This is a genomic window from Winogradskyella sp., from assembly GCF_028289625.1.
Lineage (GTDB): Bacteria > Bacteroidota > Bacteroidia > Flavobacteriales > Flavobacteriaceae > Winogradskyella.
In genome coordinates this window covers 160,763-181,675 of record NZ_JANQOM010000020.1, presented here as the reverse complement: position 1 = coordinate 181,675, position 20,913 = coordinate 160,763, and the positions used below count along the sequence as shown (strand labels likewise).

Sequence of the window (20,913 nt, the reverse complement as noted above, 5' to 3'; positions counted from 1 at the left end):
TGGTTACATAATCTCCGACTTGTCCATTAAGAACCCTTGATTCTTCCCAATCCACACCTACATCTTTTATAAACTGTAAAGGTTCTGGATTGACTTCATAATGCTCCACTAAATCTGCTGCCATTTGCACTGGGCTATATATGACCACGTAAAGTGCTAATTGTTGTGCCAAGGTGGTATTGACTTGATTATCCTTTTTATACTCGTCGAATTTTATATTGAAAATCCCTGGCGTAAAATCAATCGGTCCTGCCAACATTCTTGTAAATGCAACAATAGAAAGGTGTTCTGGTGGGTTTCCTCCATCTTCCGACCAAGCATTAAATTCCTGTCCTCTTAAACCTTCCCTCGACATAATATTTGGATAAGTCCGTCGTAATCCCGTGGCTTTGATAGGCTCATGTGCATTAACTGCAACTTCATATGTTGCAGCTTTAATTGCTGCATTGTTATATTGATTTACCATGTATTGTCCATGGTGGTATTCACCTTTTGGAATAATTTTACCTACATAACCCGATTTTACTGCATGCATACCATATTTCTGCATTAAGGCGTAAGCTGTGTCTTGTTGCTTTTCATAGGTCTGTGTGGCCGCAGAAGTCTCGTGATGCATAATGATTTCTACTCCTTTTTCCTTAGCATATTTGGTTACCTCTTCTAAATCATAATCTGGATATGGTGTTACAAAATCAAAGACCCCTTCGCGGTCTTCAAAACCTATCCAACGTTCCCAACCTGTATTCCAGCCTTCAACCAAAACACCTTTTATATTATTTCTTGCAGAAAAGTCAATGAATCGCTTAACGTTTTCTGTAGTTGCTCCGTGTTTGCCATGGGCTTTTCCTGTATCTGTCCATTGACCATCTACCATTTCCATACCATAATCCCAAGAGGATTTGCCCAGATGCATTTCCCACCAAACTCCGGTATACTTCATAGGTGTAAACCATGAGACATCTCCCAGTTTGTTAGGTTCATTAAGGTTTACGATAAGATTAGATGCTATTAAATCTGGTGCGTTATTGGTGATTTGAATCGTTCTCCAGGGAGTATTGAAAGGTAAGCTTCGTTTTACTTTGTAATCTGTATTCTCTGAACCAACCAAGTTACTTTTTAGATTCAAATTTTCAGTATCAACCTTGAGGGTCATTCCTGAATAATCCACTAAGGCCGCTTCATGAAAGCTAAGGTGTAATCCATCTTCGCCAACCAGAGTTACTGGTGTATTAACTGCATTTTCTGGAATATACGTTTGGGCCAAATTGGTTTTTGGAATATAGGATTTTGCATCGATTTCTGAGAGTTTGGTTGTACTATACAAATGCTCATAAATATCCCAATCCCCTGGAATCCAAAAGGTTTTATAATCTTGTGTGAGATTAAACTCAGTATGTTCATCTTTAATTAATGCTTCTTTCCAACCGTCTTGTTGAGGAAATTCATAGCGGAAGCCGATACCATCATCGTAAACCCTAAAAACGATATTTAGTTTTCGTTTTGGTTTGGTAGTCTCTTCTAATTCTACTTTCAGTTCATTATAATGATTAACAACATCTAATTGTTCTCCCCAAGGCATTTGCCATGTTTCATTAAAACTGGTCACATCAGTACTTGTAATTTCTAGGTCTTTTGAAAGCGTTTCAGCATCAGTAAACTCAAACCCTAAGAACGACGTGTCTACAACAACCTTATTCTTAAAATGAACGAGATAATAAGGTTTCCTTTCCTTACTCAGTTGAAGTTTTACACTTATATCACCATTTGGTGAAGTGGTAGATACATTGACTTGGTTATTATCAGCTTTTTTACAGGACACTAGAAAAGCAATCGCCAGAATCACAAGGAGTTTCATTGAATTAAAAAATTACAGTTTAAGACCTTAAAATAATGAATCTGTATTAACCTAAAAAATTTAACTGAAATTATTCCTTGACACTTTCGGTAGTACTTTTTTTATCTGGCAACATCGTATTCAGTAATTTTTCTGAAAGTCTAACAAACGGAAGAAAAACCAATACACCCAATATATTAAACAACATATGGGCATTGGCAATAACTCCTCCGATATCTGTTGTGCGTGAAATAACATTAACCAAACTCATAAAGGGCTGAAAAAGAAACAGCCCCATAACAATTGTAATTAAGTTAAAACAAAGATGAAAGAGGCCTGCTTTTAATGCTTCTCTTCTACCATTTATAGTTGCTAATAAGGTATCGGAACAGGTGCCTAATTCAGCACCTAACATTATTGCAATTCCTCCAGCAATAGAGAGTACGTTCTGTTTCCCCAATAAAATTGCCATTCCAACAGTTCCACTTGAGGACTGAATAATTAAAGTAACCAAACCTCCGATTAGTGCTCCTTGAGTAGGATTCCCCTCAACCTTTGCAATCCAATCTAAAAAGGTCTGACTATTTTTTAGAGGACCTAAGGCATTTTCCATAATATAAAGACCGAAAAAAAGCATTCCAAAATATAAAATACTCTTACCATATAATCGCCTTTGCTTGTTTTTAACAAAGACTTCAAAAACCAAACCAACGAAAAGAGCAATGATAGAATACTTTCCAATATCGAGAGCAATAATTTGGCTGGAAAAGGTCGTTCCAATGTTTGCTCCCATAATCAACCCAATACTTTGTTTAAAATTAAGCGATTTGGCGTTGATAAAGACAATAACGATAATAATCATTGCTGAAGATGAGCCTAACAAAATGGTTAGTAAGGTCCCTATAGCAATTGCCGAAAAAATATTTGACGTATAGGTCTTAACTATTTCTTTAGCCTTTTCAGTAAATAGCTCTGTTAAGGTATCCGAAAGTTGTGTTATAGCATAAAGAAATAGGGCAAGCCCACCTATGAGAAGCGGTAAAATTTCAGTCATACGTTTTCATAAAACACATAATTTACTGAACGTATGAAAAGAAATTGTTACCTCAATGTAAAGTTTATTTGGTATTTCTTGGATTTAGACTTTCAACAAAGCTTTACAACGATATCGTATAAAATAGCAGCTATTTTTTTTCCAATAACACAATATCAAAATCAGAATCAATGGTTATTGTTCCCTCTTTAACCTCTGCAGATGACTTAGAATAAGCATCATAAATTATATCGCCATCTTTAAAGACTTTAGACACATCCAAAGTCTTTTTCCCTTTTTCGAAATCTAGACCGATAACCACAAAATCTTTAAAATCCCCTTTTTGAAGACTTCTATAAAACACATATGGCTTTTGGGTAATCATTTGATGCACACCAGCACCAACTGCAGGATGTTTGGCTCTAAATCGGCCTAATTTCTGCCAATGCGTTAACACTTCTTTTGTCTTAGTATTGCTTTCAATGTCATCCCAGTTCATAAAAGAACGTAATGTTGCATCCCCTTCTGTACCATCGATTACTAAGGAACGTACAGATTCATCCCCATAATACACTTGTGATGTACCTGGTGATAATAATAATTTATTAGCGGTTTCAAACGGCTTTTTTCGTGAAGCATCAAAAGGGCTTCCATCATCATGAGAGCTTAAATAATTTAAGGTGCCGTAGTCTTTTAAATCTGTCGATAAATGTTTACGATATTTCTTAAACATATCCTCATAATCCATTTCTTTGGCATTCCACTTGAATTCAAAATTGATTAAACTTTGAAAGCTTGGTGGGTCAAAATAATTGACTTTCTTATCACCAAAATCAAAGATCTGTCCACCACTTATACCGTAATTATAGACCTCACCAACCAGATAAAAATTATTATCATCAATTACTTTTTCTGGATTATTCTTCTTGAATTCAGCAAAGGCATTATCACATTCCTTTTTAAATTCTTGCCACACATATTCTTCGGTATGCTTTACGGTATCAACACGGTATCCGTCTATACCAAACTCAGTAATATAATCCGTTAGCCATTTCATGATATAAAAACGTGGTGCTCTAGGATGGCCTGTACGCTCAAAAAATTCATCCAATTCCTTCACTTCTTGCTCATACCTCCCTTCTGCTTTCCATTTCTCAACCAATTGTGGTGGTAATTCCACATTATCATTGCTCTCGGTCCTGATGTCTGGAAGGTTTGCTACCAAAGTACAAGTAATTGTATTTTCGTAATTATCATAAGCGCATTGTCTATCTGTACGCACCCATTCCTTTGGCCAAACAGTATCTTTTTCGGTTACTGGGCCTGTGTGATTGATAACGGCATCCAAAACAATTCGAATTCCTTTTGCATGTGCTTCTTTTACCAACTCATGCAAATCTTCTTTTGTTCCATAATTTGGATCAATATTTGTCCAATCTTTTGCCCAATAGCCATGAAATCCGTAAGTCACTCCTGTACCTTCATCAGTTCCTCCATGTATTTGTTCTACAATTGGAGTCATCCAAATAGCATTTATGCCTAAATCCGTAAAGTAGCCTTCCTTTATTTTTTGAGTAATTCCCTTAAGATCACCGCCTTCAAAACCACGAAGCCTTCCTGTTTTTTTTGTTCTATCGAAGTTAACATCATTTGATGTATCGCCGTTGTTAAAACGATCCGTCAATAAAAAATACAAATTAGCGCCTTCCCAAATAAAGGGTGCATCCACTGAGCTAGTTGGCTCTAAGACGTTAGCTTCTACTTCTTCTTTAGCTGGGTCATTTTTACAATTTGTCAGCATAATGCTTAGTATAAGTATTGTGATAAGTGATCTCATTTGATTTACTTGATTTTTAAAATAAACGATTCTAAGGGTTTAATATCTACGCGCGTTTGCGCCTTCCCATTTTCAACCTTTAACGTAGAATTATAAGTCTTATATAATTGATCTTCAATTTTATATTCACCATCTTGGAGCTTTAGCTTGTTCACTAAATCTTCTGGCAACTGCAACTCAAAACCATAGGTGTTCTCTGCATTAAAGTTTGAAATAATTATAAGTTGCTCATCCTCCGACCAACGCACAAAACTCAACACTTTATCATTATACCATTCGGTGTTATGTTGATTATACAAGTGAATGTCTTGATAGTCTCCCATCAATGCCGAACTGTTAATAGTAAAATTCAACAAGCGTTTATAAAAATCTCTCAATTCTAATTCTTTTTTTGTGGATTGACCGCCATCGAAGTTTTTGTTATTGACCCAACGGACTAAGCTTGGTACTGAACCATAATCGAAAATTGATGTTCGTGTTGGGTCACCAAAACCTAAGTCCTCATTGCCAGGTTCCCCAAATTCCTGTCCAAAATAAACCATAGTTGGTGCTGTTGTCGATGTGGCTGATACCACCATAGCTGGTTTTCCTTTTAAGGCATCACCTACAAAATCAGAACTCGCTATACGTTGCTCATCATGGTTTTCTAAAAAATGAAGCATATGATGTTCTATATCGCGCAACTCGTCTAAGATTGGAGGGATATTGTCTGTTTTGCCATGACCTTGCATAACATGTTTTAAAGTATCGTAGAGCTGAACTTTATCGTACAGGTAGTCCATTTTCCCTTTTTTAATATAATCGCGATATAAATGCGGCTGATATACCTCTGCTAACAGAAATGCATCTGGGTTTTTAATTTTGATATTAGAGTTCATATAACTCCAAAACTCGACTGGCACCATTTCTGCCATATCAAATCGGAAACCGTCAACACCTTTGTCGGTCCAATACAAGGCGATATCCTTAAACTTTACCCAAGAACTTGGCACGGTTTTATCTTTCCAAAATTCAAAATGTGATTTATAGTCTTTATCATCGAAACCTTCAGGTAATTCATCAAAGTCTTTGGTTCCATCGGGACGAACACCGTAATTGACTTTAACAGTTTCATACCAATCGTACATATCTGGCTGTGATGCTCTTGATCCATTTCCTGTCCATTTTGCTGGTATCTCTTCGAACTTACTATCCGCCAAAGGATGATTTTCACCACCAAGAGGCTGATAACCATTTTTCCAAACTGGAACTTTAAAAGCTTCCCCAGGATTATAATAGAAGTTATTGTTTACATGATAGGTTACCGATTTGTCATCTTCAGCACCAAAGTCAGTTGCTCCTTTAGGGTTAGTTAAACTTTGGTAATTTCTCGCCACATGATTGGGAACTATGTCTATAAGAACTTTTAATCCAGCTTCATGAGTACGCTTTATTAAAGCTTCGAATTCTTGCAATCTATTTTCAACATTTTCTGCCAAATCTGGATTTACATTATAATAATCTTTAACCGCATAAGGTGACCCTGCTCTTCCTTTTACAATATCTGGATCATCATTAGAAATACCATATTTTGTATAGTCTGTAATCACATCATGGTGAGGCACACCAGTATACCAAACATGCGTCACACCTAAATCCTTAATCTCAGATAAAGCTTTATCAGTAAAATCGTTAAATTTTCCAACACCGTTTTCTTCGAGTGTTCCCCAAGATTTATTGGTGGTATTGATATTTCCAAAAAGTCTTGTGAAAACCTGATAAACAACTTCTTTTTTCTTCATTTCTGATTTTATTTCTTCAGTTTTTGCTGTATTAATGGTATTGTTTTTTGAATCATTTTTACATCCAATGACAGCTAAGACAATTACAATTAATAGGACAAGTTTATTATGCTTCATTTTAATTTATTTGCCAAATTTTACTCGTATTTCTTTCTCCTCTGATGTATCCCAAACCACATTTAAGGTTAAGGTTTTATACTTCGAATTATAAGTGCCATTAACTTTTTCCTTTCCAATTTTAATTCGCTTTGGTTGGTTTTGAATATTATGAATGGTCAACTCAATGGTTTTTGCTCCTGCTAAATAATCATTCCCTGTATCTGCTTCAAGGTCTATTTCGAGCCATCTTCCTTCAATTTCAGCTTCAAATTCCAAAATCTGATACTGTCCTTTTTCAATGGCGTTTACCGTTTTACCATCATCAAAATAGAATTCGCGCTCAGATTCCAAAACGGTTTTATCATGATAGTACTGTAATTGAAATGTGCTATCATCATAATCCTTTGTAGACTGCATTGGTTTTGCTAATGGAATGAAAGCACCAGCCCTAACGTAAACAGGAATAAAAGCTTCATTCAACTTTACGGTTTTTGTTTGCCCTCCTTCCATAATCTCATCAGACTCTATATCGAACCAATTAGAATCTTTCGGAAAATAAACCTCTTGTTCTTTTTTACCTGCTTCCAAAACAGGTGATACTAAAATATCTTGTCCCCATAAATAGGTTTTTGAATATTCAAACAAGTCTTCATTTTCTGGTTCTTCAAAAAATAGTGGTCGCATCAAGGGTGCACCTTCCATATGGTTCATTGCCATTAAATTGTAGTTGTATGGCAACATTCTGTAACGCATTTGTATGGCATAGTTAGCCAATCGTTTTGCTTTTTCACTTCTAAAGACTGGTTCACTAGCCACATCCTCTTGCGCATGAGGTCTATAAATGGGCTGAAAAGCTCCATATTGCAACCATCTGACATAAAGTTCGTCATCTAAATTGGCACCTGCAAATCCACCTAAGTCACTATGCATATAGGCAATGCCTTGCATTCCCATTTGCAAGGAAATTTCTGGTTGCGGTTGTAGTCCTCCCCAACTACGACTTACATCGCCTGTCCATGGAACTATTCCATAACGCTGTGAACCTGAATAACCAGCACGCATTAAAATAAAAGGTCTTTGGTTTGGCTTTGCCTCTAAACTTGCCTCTTGTACTAATCTCGCCCAATCATGTCCATAGATATTATGAACCTCATCGGCTGAACCCGTAGCATGCTGTACCCAACTAGGGTGTACTTCGGGTTCGCCCAAGTCTCCCCAAAATCCCGTTATCCCAAAATTTGTGAGCTCTTTGTATATACCTTTAAACCAATTGTATCCCTTATTATCATATATATCTATAATTCCTGTATTGCCAAAATAAAAATTATATGTCGCTGGATTGCCTACACTATCCTTAGCAAGTATGTTCTTCTCTACAGCTTCGTCCCATCGATTGGACGTCGTTAAAATAAAAGGTTCTGTGATAAGCATGGTTTCGACATTGCTTGCTCTTAAATCCGATACCATTTGCTTGGGGTTTGGGAACGAATCCCTAAAAAATTCGAGATTACCCATCGTCCCTTTAACCTCTTTTCCAAACCAATACAAATCAAGAATTATAGCGTCAACAGGAATTTCCTCCTCCCTAAATTTACCAATGGTTTCAATAGTTTCTTTTTGGGAATGATAACCAAAGCGGCTCGAAAAATTGCCAAGTGCCCAACGCGGTAACATGGGTTGTTTGCCTGTTAAGTCTGTATAGTTTTCGATTAAATCATACCAAGATTCGCCGACAATAACCTGATAGGTTTTACGACCAGAAATAGTCTCATAGGTTAATGTATTATCTTTTTTACTATCTAAATCTAAATAGCCTATTGGAGCATTGTCGAAGTGAATCATGTATTTCTTCGATGATACCACAATCGGCATTGTATAATTCATTAACTCGCTATGTGTTTGATAGCCATAGTGTGCACGGTTGAACAATGGCAAACGATAGCCACGACGATTCATTCCTAAAGCTCTGGCTCCTCCTCCATATAGTACTTCATCTTCGGTAAGATTGAATTCTATCTTTTCGGTTTGCTCCGCGACGATATTATCTTTTACCAAATCCATGGACTCATGATTACTTATAAAATAGCCTCGCTTCTCCGATATGATTAATTCTTCCTTATAGTAGTAAGATATTTGAAATGGACTCTTACTTATTGTGATATAGAAGTCGTTACTTGTCCTTAATATGATGTCTTTGCCTCTTTCCGTTGCTTCAAAACCTGAAACATTTGGTGTTTTAATAACAGCATGCGATTGACCATCCAATTTTTCACCATTTGGCAAGAAAGTAGTTTCGACTATATCGGGAGTATATGCTGAGAAAAGATATGTGCCGTCATTTACTTTTACACTTGGCTCGCCTTTTTCCGATATGGAAAAAGACTCAAAGGTTCTTTCGTAATTCTGAGCACTTATGGAGACGCTTAATAGCGCCAATACTGTATAAAAAATTATTCTATTCATTATAAAATTTTAAAGACCTCACAGGTGCGTTTATTACCCATGAGGTCTAAGAGCTGCTATTAATCTTTATTCAATAAGAACTCCAATGGTCTATCTAGCCTTTGATTCCATGAATTTTCTGAATGTTCTGTATCCTCAAAAAATAGATTTTTGGAATCCTCTTCTGTGTATCCTTTTTCCTTTAAAATCCCATCAACTTTTGATGCATATTGCGGATAATGTTTGTCGAGCGTTTTATTACCATAATCAAAATAGACTTTATGGCTACCGGCTTTTGGAAAACTGTTATTCATATATCTAAATATGGCATCAGGATACGGATTATCTTCAACAGGTCTTGCACCGACCCAATGTGTTGAAAGACAGCCAGCTCCACCAAAAATCTCTGGATATTCTGAAACAGCGTACATGGACATTAAACCTCCCATACTCGAACCCATGACATAGGTATTTGATTTGTCCGTATGCACAGAATATTGTTTATCGATCAACGGTTTTATTTCCTTAACGAGGCATTTTAAGTAGTTATCGCCATTAAGCTTAAAATTTCCCTTGCCAGCAATATCTACGAGAGAATCTTTAATCGACTCATCTATGTAGTTAAAGGCCTTTTGCGGAAATAAATCTTGCCAGCGAATTTCTGAAATATTATGAATTGCTACTACAATAAAGTCTTTGGTTTTGCCTTCATTAATTAGTCGGCTTGCCCATTCATCAACTTTCCATTCTTGTTTATTCCATGTTGTTGTAGCATCAAATAACATTTGTCCGTCGTGCATGTACAATACGGCATACTTTTTATCTTTTGAATAGTTCTCTGGTAACCAAACATCAATCGGTCTTGGCGTGATATATTTAGACGGAAAGCTATCTAATCTTACTAATTTTCCACTAGACAATTCAGCGGAAGTTACTGGTATAAAATTATAAGCCAATTCTGAAGATACTTCCTCAGTGACTTCATCTTGCATTTGCGCTTTGTCATTTTTACAAGAACAAAGTATCAAACAAAATCCTAAAACTAGCACTACATTTTTCATCCTTAAAGCTTTGTAGTTAGTATCGTAACACCTTTGGATTTTAAATCTATGACATCTCCCCATGTTACGGTTTCGCCTGTAATTATATTCTTAAGCGTTTTACCCTTTAGACCCATTTCCTCTTGATAATTGAGGTCTATTGTTATGATATCTTCGTTTTTATTCAGAATTAAAACAATCGTCTCGTCGCCTAAAGTCCTGTACATAAAATACGTGCCACTAAATGGTGCAAAATGAACGGTTTTACCATCGTGAATGGCTTTACTGCTTTTTCTATAGTTGAACAGTTTTGTAATGAACGATTGCATATCTTTTTGAGCATCGGTTAAGCCTTCACCTGTAAAAGCATTTGTAGCGTCACCTTCCCAACCGCCAGGAAAATCAGTTCTTATAAGGCCATGGTCGCCAGGCTTTTCAAAATCGTTCATAAAGATCTCTGTGCCATAGTAAATTTGCACAATTCTTGGCATCATGGCGTATGTCGCCATAGCCATTTTAGTATTTTCTATATCCCCATTCAATTGGGTGAAAATACGGCTCATGTCGTGGTTGTCGGGAAATACTAGAATGTCTTTTGGACTTGGATAATGAAAATCATTGGCCAAGCCTTCATATATTTTTGTTAATCCTGTATCCCATGATTCTTTCTCGTTAAGACCTTCAACGACTTTTCGTTGCATCGCAAAATCCATAGTTGATCTTAGGTTAGAATCGTAACCGTCTTTGTTATTTGCTCCTTCTTGCCAATAGCCAATCAATAAAGGATTATAACTCCACTCTTCACCTACAATGCTAAAGTTCGGATACTCATCCATGATGGCACCTGCCCAATCGCTCATAAAATCCTTGTCGGGATAAGGATATGTATCTTGACGAATGCCACCTAACTGTGCTGTTTCAATCCACCATATACTGTTTTGTATAATATATTTTGCCATGAAAGGATTACGTTGATTTAAGTCGGGCATTGCGGCCACAAACCAGCCCTCATTATTTCCTTTTCTGTCAGCTTCTGAGGCATACATATCTTGATTGGTCGTACGTCTATGATTAGAGTTAATGGTATAGGCGTTTCCCCAATTTTCTATGTTTTCTTCATAATTCTTTTGAAGGTTAACCCAATCTTTGAATGGTAAATCTTTCATCCACCAATGGTATAGTCCACAGTGATTTGCCACCTGATCCATAATAAGTTTCATCCCCTTTTCTTTCAATTTAGAGGATAACTCTTTATACTCCTGGAGAGTACCAAAACGAGGGTCGATTTCGTATAAATCTGTTACAGCATAGCCATGATAAGACCCTTGTTTCATATCATTTGTTAGAAGTGGTTGCGGCCAAACAGCTGTAAATCCTAAATCGTGGATGTAATCAATATGATTTGTAACACCAACTATATCACCTCCATGCCTCGCATAATTATCAGTTCTATCAATGGTACGCTCTAGCATAGAAGGTTTTCCCTCAATACCCAATGGCGTATCATTAGTACTAATTCCGTTTACAAAGCGGTCTGGTGTAATTAAATAAATCGCATCAGAACTGTTAAACCCTATATAATCTTCAGGTGATTTTTCACGTTCTTTTAATTCATAAGTTTGTGTCAATTCGGTACCATCATCTTGTTTAAAAACAATGTTAAACTTACCAGGTTTTGCGCTTTCAGAAATTTCTAAATCCAAAAACAAATAGTTAGGACTATCTGCTTTATTGGCTTTAACTAACGTTATCCCTTGATGAGAAATCTCAGGTGAAGTTGTACCAATATTGGGATGCTTCACCAAAAGCTGAAGGCTTTGGTTCTTAAATCCTATCCACCAATGTGGTGGTTCTACTTTTTCTATATCATTAGCTTCTACTACCGGTTCACTAGTAGTGCTATCATTAGCATTTGATGGTTGCTCTTTACAAGACATCAAAAAAACTAATAGAAATGCTGTAAGAACTCTAAATGTTGTCATATTTCTTATGTTTTAATGTTCTTGATTTAGGCTATATATTGTTTTAAACAGTTACTAAATTATTGGGTGAAATCAATATGGCTTTTCCATTTACCATAATTTGTAAATCCTTATCTCCCTCTAATTCGAAATGTGTGTGCCCTTGGCATACATTTACCTTAATGATTTGATGTCTAAAATTTACCTTAAATGAATAGGCTTCCCATTGCTTTGGGATTTTTGGCTCAAAACTTAGCAAATTGTCTTTAATACGCATGCCACCAAAACCTTCGACAATACTCATCCAGGTACCTGCCATAGATGTGATATGTAACCCTTCATGAACTTCATGATTGTAGTCATCCAAGTCTAGTCGTGATGTTCTTAAATAAAAGGTATAGGCTTGTTCCATGCGGCCTAACTTAGCTGCTTGAATGCTATGTACGCACGGCGATAGTGAACTTTCATGAACTGTAAAAGGCTCATAAAAATCAAAATGACGTTCAAGTTCTTCTTGGCTAAAGTGGTCTTCAAAAAAGTAAAACCCTTGAAGCGTATCTGCTTGCTTTATATATGGTGAACGTAAGATCCTATCCCAAGACCATTTTTGATTTATAGGTCTTTGGGATTTGTCCAAGTCTGAAACTGTAATTAATTCTTTGTCTAAAAAGCCATCTTGTTGCAGGTAGACATTGTGCTTTTCAGAATATGGAAAAAACATATTATTGGCTACTTCTTGCCAATCCTTAATTTCTGCTTTAGATAATTTGGCCTTGTGCATCACCCGTGTATAATCCGTAGTGAATTCTGATTGTACACGTTCAATATTTTCTATGGCGTAATTGATACACCATCGAGCAATATAGTTGGTATACCAGTTATTATTGACGTTATTCTCATATTCGTTAGGACCAGTTACACCTAGTATAACATACTTATTCTTCTCTGTAGAGAATGTTGCTCTTTGGTGCCAGAAACGCGCAATTGCTATTAGCACTTCGAGTCCCATTTCCGGAACATAACTGTAATCGCCTGTATAGCGGTAGTAATTAAAAACAGCAAATGCGATAGCACCGTTTCTATGGATTTCTTCGAAAGTAATTTCCCATTCGTTATGGCACTCTTCACCATTCATGGTCACCATAGGGTATAATGCTGCACCGTTTTTAAAACCGAGCTTTTCAGCATTCTCTATTGCTTTTTCTAAATGTTTGTATCTATAGGTTAACAGATTTCTGGCGACACTTTGATCTTTGGTTGCCATATAAAATGGAATACAATACGCCTCAGTATCCCAGTATGTACTTCCACCGTATTTTTCTCCAGTAAACCCTTTTGGGCCAATATTCAATCGGGCATCAGTTCCAAGATAGGTTTGGTTTAAATGAAATATATTAAATCGGATACCTTGTTGTGCTTTCACATCACCTTCAATAGTAATATCTGCCATATCCCAAATTTTCGCCCATGCTCTTTTTTGGTTTTCTAACAAAGTTGCAAAACCAGACTTTGTGGCTTTTTCTAAAACATGCTTAGCAGCAGTAACCAACTCATACTTATCATGATTTCTATCTACGGTGTACCCACCAAACTTGTGTATTGTGTAGGTTTCATTTTGCTTAACGTTATATTTATAACTAAAGGCTGCACTATTAGAATCAGCACTAATGTTGGGTTCAATAATAATTGATTTTCCTTCGATGAACACTTGGGATTCCATGAATGTACAGGTATAAAAGTTGGTTTTCATGGTCTTTGCCTGGATAAATGCCTGATTGTTTTCGTGACTAACATTTAAGGTGTCCCAAAACTTATCGTCCCAGTTGGTATCTTCGTTGGTTATGCCGCTATCTATGTAAGGGCTGTAGATAATCGATGCATCAGCGTTAATAGGCTTAACAGAATAATTAATTGCACCTAATTCGTCAATATCTAAACTGAGAAAACGCTTTACAAATACTTCTACTTGTATATCATTTTGCAGTGTCGCCACAAAACTTCTAGACAACCAACCTTCTTTCATGTTAAGTTCCCTTTTAAAGTTTTCTACCTTTTTACAAGTATGAAGATCGAGTGCTTCATTATTTACAAACACGTTAATTCCTATCCAATTTGGGGCATTAAGTACCTTAGCAAAATACTCTGGGTAACCATTTTTCCACCAGCCTACTCTTGTCTTGTCTGGATAGTAAACTCCAGCAATATAACTGCCCTGAAAAGTAGGTCCTGAATATTTTTCCTCGAAATTCGCACGTTGCCCCATAGCACCGTTTCCAATACTAAATAAGCTTTCGGAAGCTTTTACATTATCTGGATCAAATCCTTCTTCTAAGATTGACCAATCATTGGGTATGATATAATCTAAATTCATGTATATTTTAATTTAAAGGTTAATTAAACCTCTTATTTTTTATCTTTCAATTAATGCTTTTATAAATTCATCAGAGATTTCAGTGAAATCCTTAAATATATGTTGAGCGTGTCCTAAAACATCCTCACTGCCAATACCAACAGAAATCATATTAGCCACATTTGCAGCCTCGACACCTGCGATAGAGTCTTCAAAAACAATACAATTTTTGGGTGCTATCCCTAATTGTTTCGCTGCTATTAAAAACACCTCTGGATCTGGCTTTGCTTTGCTAACATCGTTACCGTCAACTATAGCATCAAAGCATGTATTTAAGCTTACACGCTCTAAAATAGTTCTAGCATTCTTACTCGCTGAGCCTAATGAAATAAGCTGCTTTTCTTTCTTCAAAAGATTGAGCACTCTTGGGACATCTGGTAAAATTTCGTCTTCATCCATTTTTGAAATATGACCTAGATAATCTTCATTTTTCTCTGCCATTAATCTATTGAATGTATCTTCAGAAATCGTTTTATTTCCCCAAGATAATATCTTTTCAAGAGACTTAACACGACTAACTCCTTTAAGCTGTTCGTTCTCCGCTTCGGAAAAGCTTATATCTAAACTATTGGCCAATTTCTTCCATGCCAGAAAATGATATTTGGCCGTATCGACAATAACCCCATCTAGATCGAAAATAAATCCTTTAGTTTTCATTTATTTAATCTCTTTAGTAGTTAACTAAAAGTGTTAATTCTCTTCTTTCACTGGATTGGTATCGATACTCTGATCGTTGACAAACCTTACCGAAATTGCTCCGAGAATCATAATAAATCCGGCAAGTACAAGGATATAAACCCCTTCTCCTCCAAAGAAACTCCTTAAAATTGGGCCTCCAAAAATCCCACTAATAATTTGAGGAATGACTACGGTTAAGTTAAACAGCCCCATGTAAATACCCATTCTCTTTGCAGGTAAAGAACCTGAGAGTATAGCATAGGGTATGGCTAAAATAGCAGCCCAAGCAATTCCGATTCCGACCATAGAAATTAACAACATGTATTGATTAGAAAAGAAATATGTTGAAATAAATCCTAATCCTCCTAATAACAATGACAACGAAAAGATAAATTTCCTATTGGTCAAGTCCATTAGCTTTGGCATAATCACAGAATACAAAGCAGCCACCAAACTGTATAAGGCAAAACATATACCCACCCAGTTACCAGCATCTTCGTAAGCCTTTCTAATAGTATGGTCTGTTGATGAATTGGCATCAAAATCTATTGGAACACCAAAATAATGTTGAGAAATCGCTGTGGTAGAATACACCCACATTAAAAACAAGGGAAACCAAGAGAACAACTGCACAATAGCTAACTGCTTCATAGTTTTAGGCATATTGAGAACTAACTTAAAGAAGCTTTCTTTTTTGGTCTTGTCTTCCTCTGTAATTCCATTAATCTCTTCAAACTCTTTTGGCGGATATTCTTTTGTTTTGAATACCGTAACCAAAACCGTTAATAATAAAAGTGAACCGCCTATGTAAAATGACCAAATCACCGATGGCGCCACTTTTCCGGGTTCCGCCTCATTAGCCACACCTAGCCCTGTCAAAATAAAAGGTAAAGCAGACCCGATGACCGCTCCTACATTTATTAAAAAACTTTGAATAGAATAACCCAAATTTCTTTGGCTATCGGGAGTCATATCAGCCACTAAGGCTCTGAATGGCTGAAATGTAACATTAAAAGAACCATCCATTAATGCTAACATAATTACACCGAAAGCAAGTACACCTGCCCCGCCTGCTTTTAAAAATAAGGGGGCATTAGGCATTAAAAACATGGCAATCATAGAAACTATGGCACCAATTAAGATATAAGGCGAACGTCTACCTATCCGTGTCCATGTTTTATCACTTGCGGCACCAACCACAGGTTGAACCACTAAGCCCATGATTGGGGCAACTAACCAAAAAAATGAAAGATTATGAGGGTCGGCCCCTAAACTGGTTAATATTCTACTGGCGTTTGCATTTTGTAGTGCAAATCCAAATTGAACTCCTAGGAATCCAAAACTCAAGTTCCAGATTTGCCAAAAACTTAACTTACGCTTTTTCATGAAAATAGTATAGTTTAAATTAATACTATCCTGACAAGCAATGCTTATCAAAACTTACGTGAAGAAGTGAAAATATAAGTTTTGATTTCGGTGATAAAGATATAAAAGATTTTAAAACGGCAATGTTAAATTTCTATTTGGTAGATTCGCGCTCTACCAAATCCGTTGCTATGACAATGGTTTGAAACTCTTCTTCTTCTGTATCTATTTCACTTTCCAATTTATCAATAAGGAGATCTGCCGCACGCTCACCCATTTGTTGCGCATGCTGGCTTACTGTTGTTAACCCTGGTGTTGCATGTTTAGACAAAACGCCATCCGTAAAACCAATAACCTGTACATCATTAGGTATATTAAGGCCTAACTTTCTAGCTACCTTCATTGCAGATAGCGCATACAGTTCATTGACTGCAAAAACTCCATCAATATACTCGTTAGAGTTAAAAAGTTGCTCAATCTCCTCTTCAAGTTCATCTAAGTGGGTCTCGAAATCTAAGGTATCGTCAATCTTTAAAATGAGATTTGCTTTGGGTGTCATTTTATGATCTTTAAGTGCTTCAAGATAGCCTTGGGTTCGTAGCTTACCAACACTGACATAGTCTTTAGTTGTAATTAATGCAATTGATTTACACCCGTTAATTATTAATTTTTCAACAGCATTTTTGGCTCCATTTAAATCATCCACAATAACCTTATCACAATCTATTTCCGAAACCACGCGGTCAAACATTACTATAGGCATACCTTGACTCATAGTCTCAGTAAAGTGATGAAAGTCCTGTAATTGCTGGGTCTCTTTTGAGATGGATAAAATAAACCCATCAATACTTCCATTAGCCAGCATTTCCATATTTATGACTTCTTTAGAGAAGGATTCGTTAGACAGCCCAATAATGACGTTATACCCTCTATTATTTGCTACTAATTCTACACCACGAATAACTTTTGAAAAGAAATGATGCACAATTTCAGGGATAATAATACCAATAGTATTGGTCTTACGATTCTTTAGGCTTAAGGCTATATTATTGGGTCTGTAATTATATAATTTAGCAAATGCCTGAACTTTTTGCTTTGTATCATTACTGATTTCAGGGCTGTTTCTCAAGGCTTTGGAAACCGTTGAAATAGAAACATCCAATTCCTTCGCGATTTGTTTTAGGGTTATTTTTCGCTTCATACTAAATTAACAATAATAAAGACATAATTTACGAAGATAAGTCAAATTTGAAGTTATCGAAATTTTTTGACTTCATAATTTTAACACGCATCTATTGATAATATCTCATTTTTTTACTATTTTTCGATTGGTATGAGTAAATTTTAAAAAGTTTTTAACACGAAAACGTTTTCGTGACATTCGTCATGTTTTTTAACACTCGTATCACACTAATTTTACATAGATTTAACCCAAGAAGTGAAAATATAAATCAATTAACTAAAGCGATTAATTTAAAATTATTGTATGAAAACATTCTTAAATGCTGTATTATTCTGTTTAATCATGATACCTGCAACCATGTTTGCACAAACAACAGTTTCTGGAACGGTTACAGACAAGGCAGACGCTATGCCTTTACCAGGAGTTAACATTCTGATTAAAGGGACTTCTAGAGGAGCATCAACAGATTTTGATGGTAAATTCTCCATAGAAGTAAATCAAGGGGAAACGATTGTCGTTTCTTACGTGGGTTACAGAACCCAAGAAATTATTTATAATGGTGAAGCTTCAATAGATGTGGCTTTGGAGGAAGATGCTGCTGAATTGGATGAAGTTGTCCTAATTGGTTATGGTTCTACTACCAAACAAGATGCAACAGGAGCCGTAGAAAAAGTAAATGATGAGGATTTTAACCGCGGTGCGATAGTAGCACCCCAACAACTTATTGCTGGTAAAGCCGCTGGTGTGCGTGTTACAACAGGTGGTGGTGCAGCTGGTGAAGGAGGTGAGATTCGAATTCGTGGTGGAGCATCCTTAGGTGGAGATTTTGGTGGAACAAACGACCCACTAATTGTCATCGATGGTTTACCTATTGACCAACGTGGTGGAGCTCAAGGTACAAGAAGTGCCTTAAATGCTATTAACCCAGCAGACATTGAAGATTTTGTTGTATTAAAGGACGCCTCTGCAACAGCCATCTACGGGTCTCGTGCTTCTAATGGTGTCATTTTAATTACCACTAAGAAAGGACGTGCTAATCAACCTCTACAATTTGAATATAGCTTACAAGCCTCTACAAGACGGGTAGCTAATACTCTAGACGTTTTAAGTGCGGCTCAATACAGACAAGTAGTACAAGATAATGGTGGTGATACTTCTACATTTGGAAATGCCAATACAGACTGGCAAGATGAAATCTACAGAACCGGTGTAGGTGCTATTCATAATATTACGGCTACCAAAGGTTATGAAAATTTTAACTTTAGAGTGAACTTTAATCATGCTTCACAACAAGGGCCATTATTGAATGACCTCTATGAACGTACTGGATTTAATACTTCATTTGAGCATCGTTTTTTAAACAATGACTTAAAAATCACGGGGATAGCAAGAGGCATTCAAGATGAGTTTAGATATGCCGATGAGGGAGCGATAGGATCTGCCGTTCGATTTGACCCTACGCAGCCTGTACGAGATGAAAATGGGAATTTTACACAGTACTTCACGGCAGGTAGCCTTCCACCACAAAATCCTGTTTTTCTACTCGAAGAAAGAGAGGATCGGCAAACGATTAAGCGTTTTATAGGTAACTTATCACTAGATTATAAATTTTGGTTTTTAAGGGATTTGAAATTAACTGTAAATGCTGGTGTAGATTACGCTGAGAATGAAGGTTTTAGGTTTGAACCAGCCAATCCTAATGTTGCAGAAGAATTCCCGCTTGACCGTCGTTCGGATGGGCTTAACCGGAACACTTCATTAGATTTTCTTTTAAATTATAAGTCGACTATAGAAGCTATAGATACCGAAGTCGATGTCACCTTGGGTCATGGCTTCCAAGAATTCTACATCAGAAGCGATATTAATGAAATTCGTGGTCCTGAAGGGCTTATAGATACTAATATAGATAGAAATAACTTACTATCCTATTTTGCGAGAGCCAGTTTTGACATTTCAGATCGCTATTTAGTATCTGCCATCATACGACGTGATGCCTCCTCAAGATTTGCCGAGGACAATCGTGTTGGTTATTTCCCCGGGATTAATGTTGGTTGGAAAATTATGAATGAAAAATGGATGGAAGATTCCTTTTTTTCAAACTTGAAATTAAGAGCAGGGTTTGGTGTCACCGGACAACAAGAGATTGGTGACAACTATAGTTTCCAAGGTTTGTATACACCATCAATTAATAACCAAGCCAATATTCAGTTTGGTACCACGATTAATGGCGAGCCAATATTTATAGATACTCTAAGACCCGAAGGTTTCGATGAAAATCGTACATGGGAAGAAACCGATCAGTATAATATTGGTTTGGATTTCGGATTTTTCAATAACAGAATTTCTGGTACGATAGATGCCTATTATAGAGAAACTCAAAACCTATTGGCTCGAGTTCCAGTACCTTCTGGCTCAAATTTAACGGATTTACTGATCACAAATATTGGAGAGCTCGAGAGTAGAGGATTAGAAATAGTTTTGAATGGTGTGATTTTCCAAAACGAAAACTTTGGATGGAACACAAACTTTAACATTACGTTCCAAGAGCAAGAAATTACAAGATTGAGTTTGAGTGATGATCCTAATTTCTTTATAAACGTAGGTGATATTAATGGTGGTGTAGGTAATAATATTCAAATCCTAAAGCCAGGATTCGACCCAACAACCTTCTTTGTGTTTAGACAAGTGTACGATGATAATGGTAACCCTGTAGAAGGAGCTTATGTTGATGTTAATGGTGACAACCAAATTACTGAGGCGGATCGTCAACCATTTAAAAAGGCCACACCAGATGCCTTCATCGGGTGGACTAATAATTTCCGCTATAAGGATTTTGATCTTAATTTTACGTTTAGAGGTAGTTTCGGTAATTATGTCTATAATAATAATGCCTCTGATCTTGGTAACCTTAATGCCATTACCAATCAACCTGGCTATTTAGCTAACGGTAATGCTAGCTTTTTAGATACAGGATTCCAAAATCAGCAATTATTTTCGGATTATTATATAGAACGTGCTGATTTTGTAAGATTGGATAATATATCTTTGGGATACACCATTCCTTTCGAAAAAATGACGCTAAGAGCTTCTTTAACGGGAACTAACCTATTTGTTATAACAGAGTATGACGGACTAGACCCGGAAATAGCTGACGGTAGAGAGAGAAATTTCTATCCTAGAACGCGAGATATTGTATTAGGACTTAACTTTACATTTTAAGAGCAATGAGAAAACTTAATATAAATAATAG

Annotated in this window: 12 protein-coding genes; 1 reads left to right on the top strand and 11 read right to left on the bottom strand. The window is 36.4% G+C overall.

Annotated features, from left to right (window positions below; translation table 11 throughout):
• The 11 genes from Q0992_RS04855 to Q0992_RS04805 form a co-directional block, all read right to left on the bottom strand.
• Positions 1–1,855, bottom strand: a 1,855-nt coding sequence (locus tag Q0992_RS04855) for a glycoside hydrolase family 97 catalytic domain-containing protein (protein WP_299521204.1), incomplete at its 3' end; no start/stop codon positions are given.
• 70 nt (positions 1,856–1,925) lie between these two features.
• On the bottom strand, positions 1,926–2,888 hold the full coding sequence (locus tag Q0992_RS04850; RefSeq protein WP_299521202.1) for a Na/Pi symporter: 963 nt from the start codon (positions 2,886–2,888) through the stop codon (positions 1,926–1,928).
• Positions 2,889–3,018: 130 nt separating this feature from the next.
• Positions 3,019–4,704: an alpha-amylase family glycosyl hydrolase gene (locus Q0992_RS04845; RefSeq protein ID WP_299521200.1), complete on the bottom strand. Its 1,686-nt coding sequence runs from the start codon at positions 4,702–4,704 to the stop codon at positions 3,019–3,021.
• A gap of 5 nt (positions 4,705–4,709) precedes the next feature.
• Positions 4,710–6,602: an alpha-amylase family glycosyl hydrolase gene (locus Q0992_RS04840; protein ID WP_299521198.1), complete on the bottom strand. Its 1,893-nt coding sequence runs from the start codon at positions 6,600–6,602 to the stop codon at positions 4,710–4,712.
• 6 nt (positions 6,603–6,608) lie between these two features.
• A complete protein-coding gene (locus Q0992_RS04835; protein ID WP_299521196.1) occupies positions 6,609–9,047 on the bottom strand; it encodes a TIM-barrel domain-containing protein in 2,439 nt (812 codons plus the stop codon).
• Between the two features lie 59 nt (positions 9,048–9,106).
• Positions 9,107–10,087 (bottom strand): alpha/beta hydrolase-fold protein, encoded by a 981-nt coding sequence (locus Q0992_RS04830; RefSeq protein WP_299521194.1) that lies wholly within the window; start codon positions 10,085–10,087, stop codon positions 9,107–9,109.
• A gap of 2 nt (positions 10,088–10,089) precedes the next feature.
• Positions 10,090–12,048 carry a glycoside hydrolase family 13 protein gene (locus Q0992_RS04825; protein ID WP_299521192.1) on the bottom strand — a complete coding sequence of 653 codons (1,959 nt, stop codon included), beginning with the start codon at positions 12,046–12,048 and terminating at the stop codon, positions 10,090–10,092.
• A 43-nt stretch (positions 12,049–12,091) separates the two neighbouring features.
• Entirely contained in the window at positions 12,092–14,398 is a 2,307-nt protein-coding gene (locus Q0992_RS04820; protein WP_299521190.1) for a glycoside hydrolase family 65 protein, read from the bottom strand.
• Between the two features lie 39 nt (positions 14,399–14,437).
• Positions 14,438–15,094, bottom strand: coding sequence for a beta-phosphoglucomutase (gene pgmB, locus Q0992_RS04815; RefSeq protein WP_299521188.1), 657 nt, complete (start codon positions 15,092–15,094; stop codon positions 14,438–14,440).
• Between the two features lie 33 nt (positions 15,095–15,127).
• Positions 15,128–16,501 (bottom strand): MFS transporter, encoded by a 1,374-nt coding sequence (locus tag Q0992_RS04810; RefSeq protein WP_299521186.1) that lies wholly within the window; start codon positions 16,499–16,501, stop codon positions 15,128–15,130.
• 133 nt (positions 16,502–16,634) lie between these two features.
• Complete coding sequence (locus tag Q0992_RS04805; protein WP_299521184.1) at positions 16,635–17,681, bottom strand: LacI family DNA-binding transcriptional regulator; 1,047 nt, start codon at positions 17,679–17,681, stop codon at positions 16,635–16,637.
• Positions 17,682–17,966: 285 nt separating this feature from the next.
• Here Q0992_RS04805 and Q0992_RS04800 point away from each other — a divergent pair, with 285 nt between their 5' ends.
• Complete coding sequence (locus Q0992_RS04800) at positions 17,967–20,882, top strand: SusC/RagA family TonB-linked outer membrane protein (protein ID WP_299521182.1); 2,916 nt, start codon at positions 17,967–17,969, stop codon at positions 20,880–20,882.
• Positions 20,883–20,913: the final 31 nt, after the last annotated feature.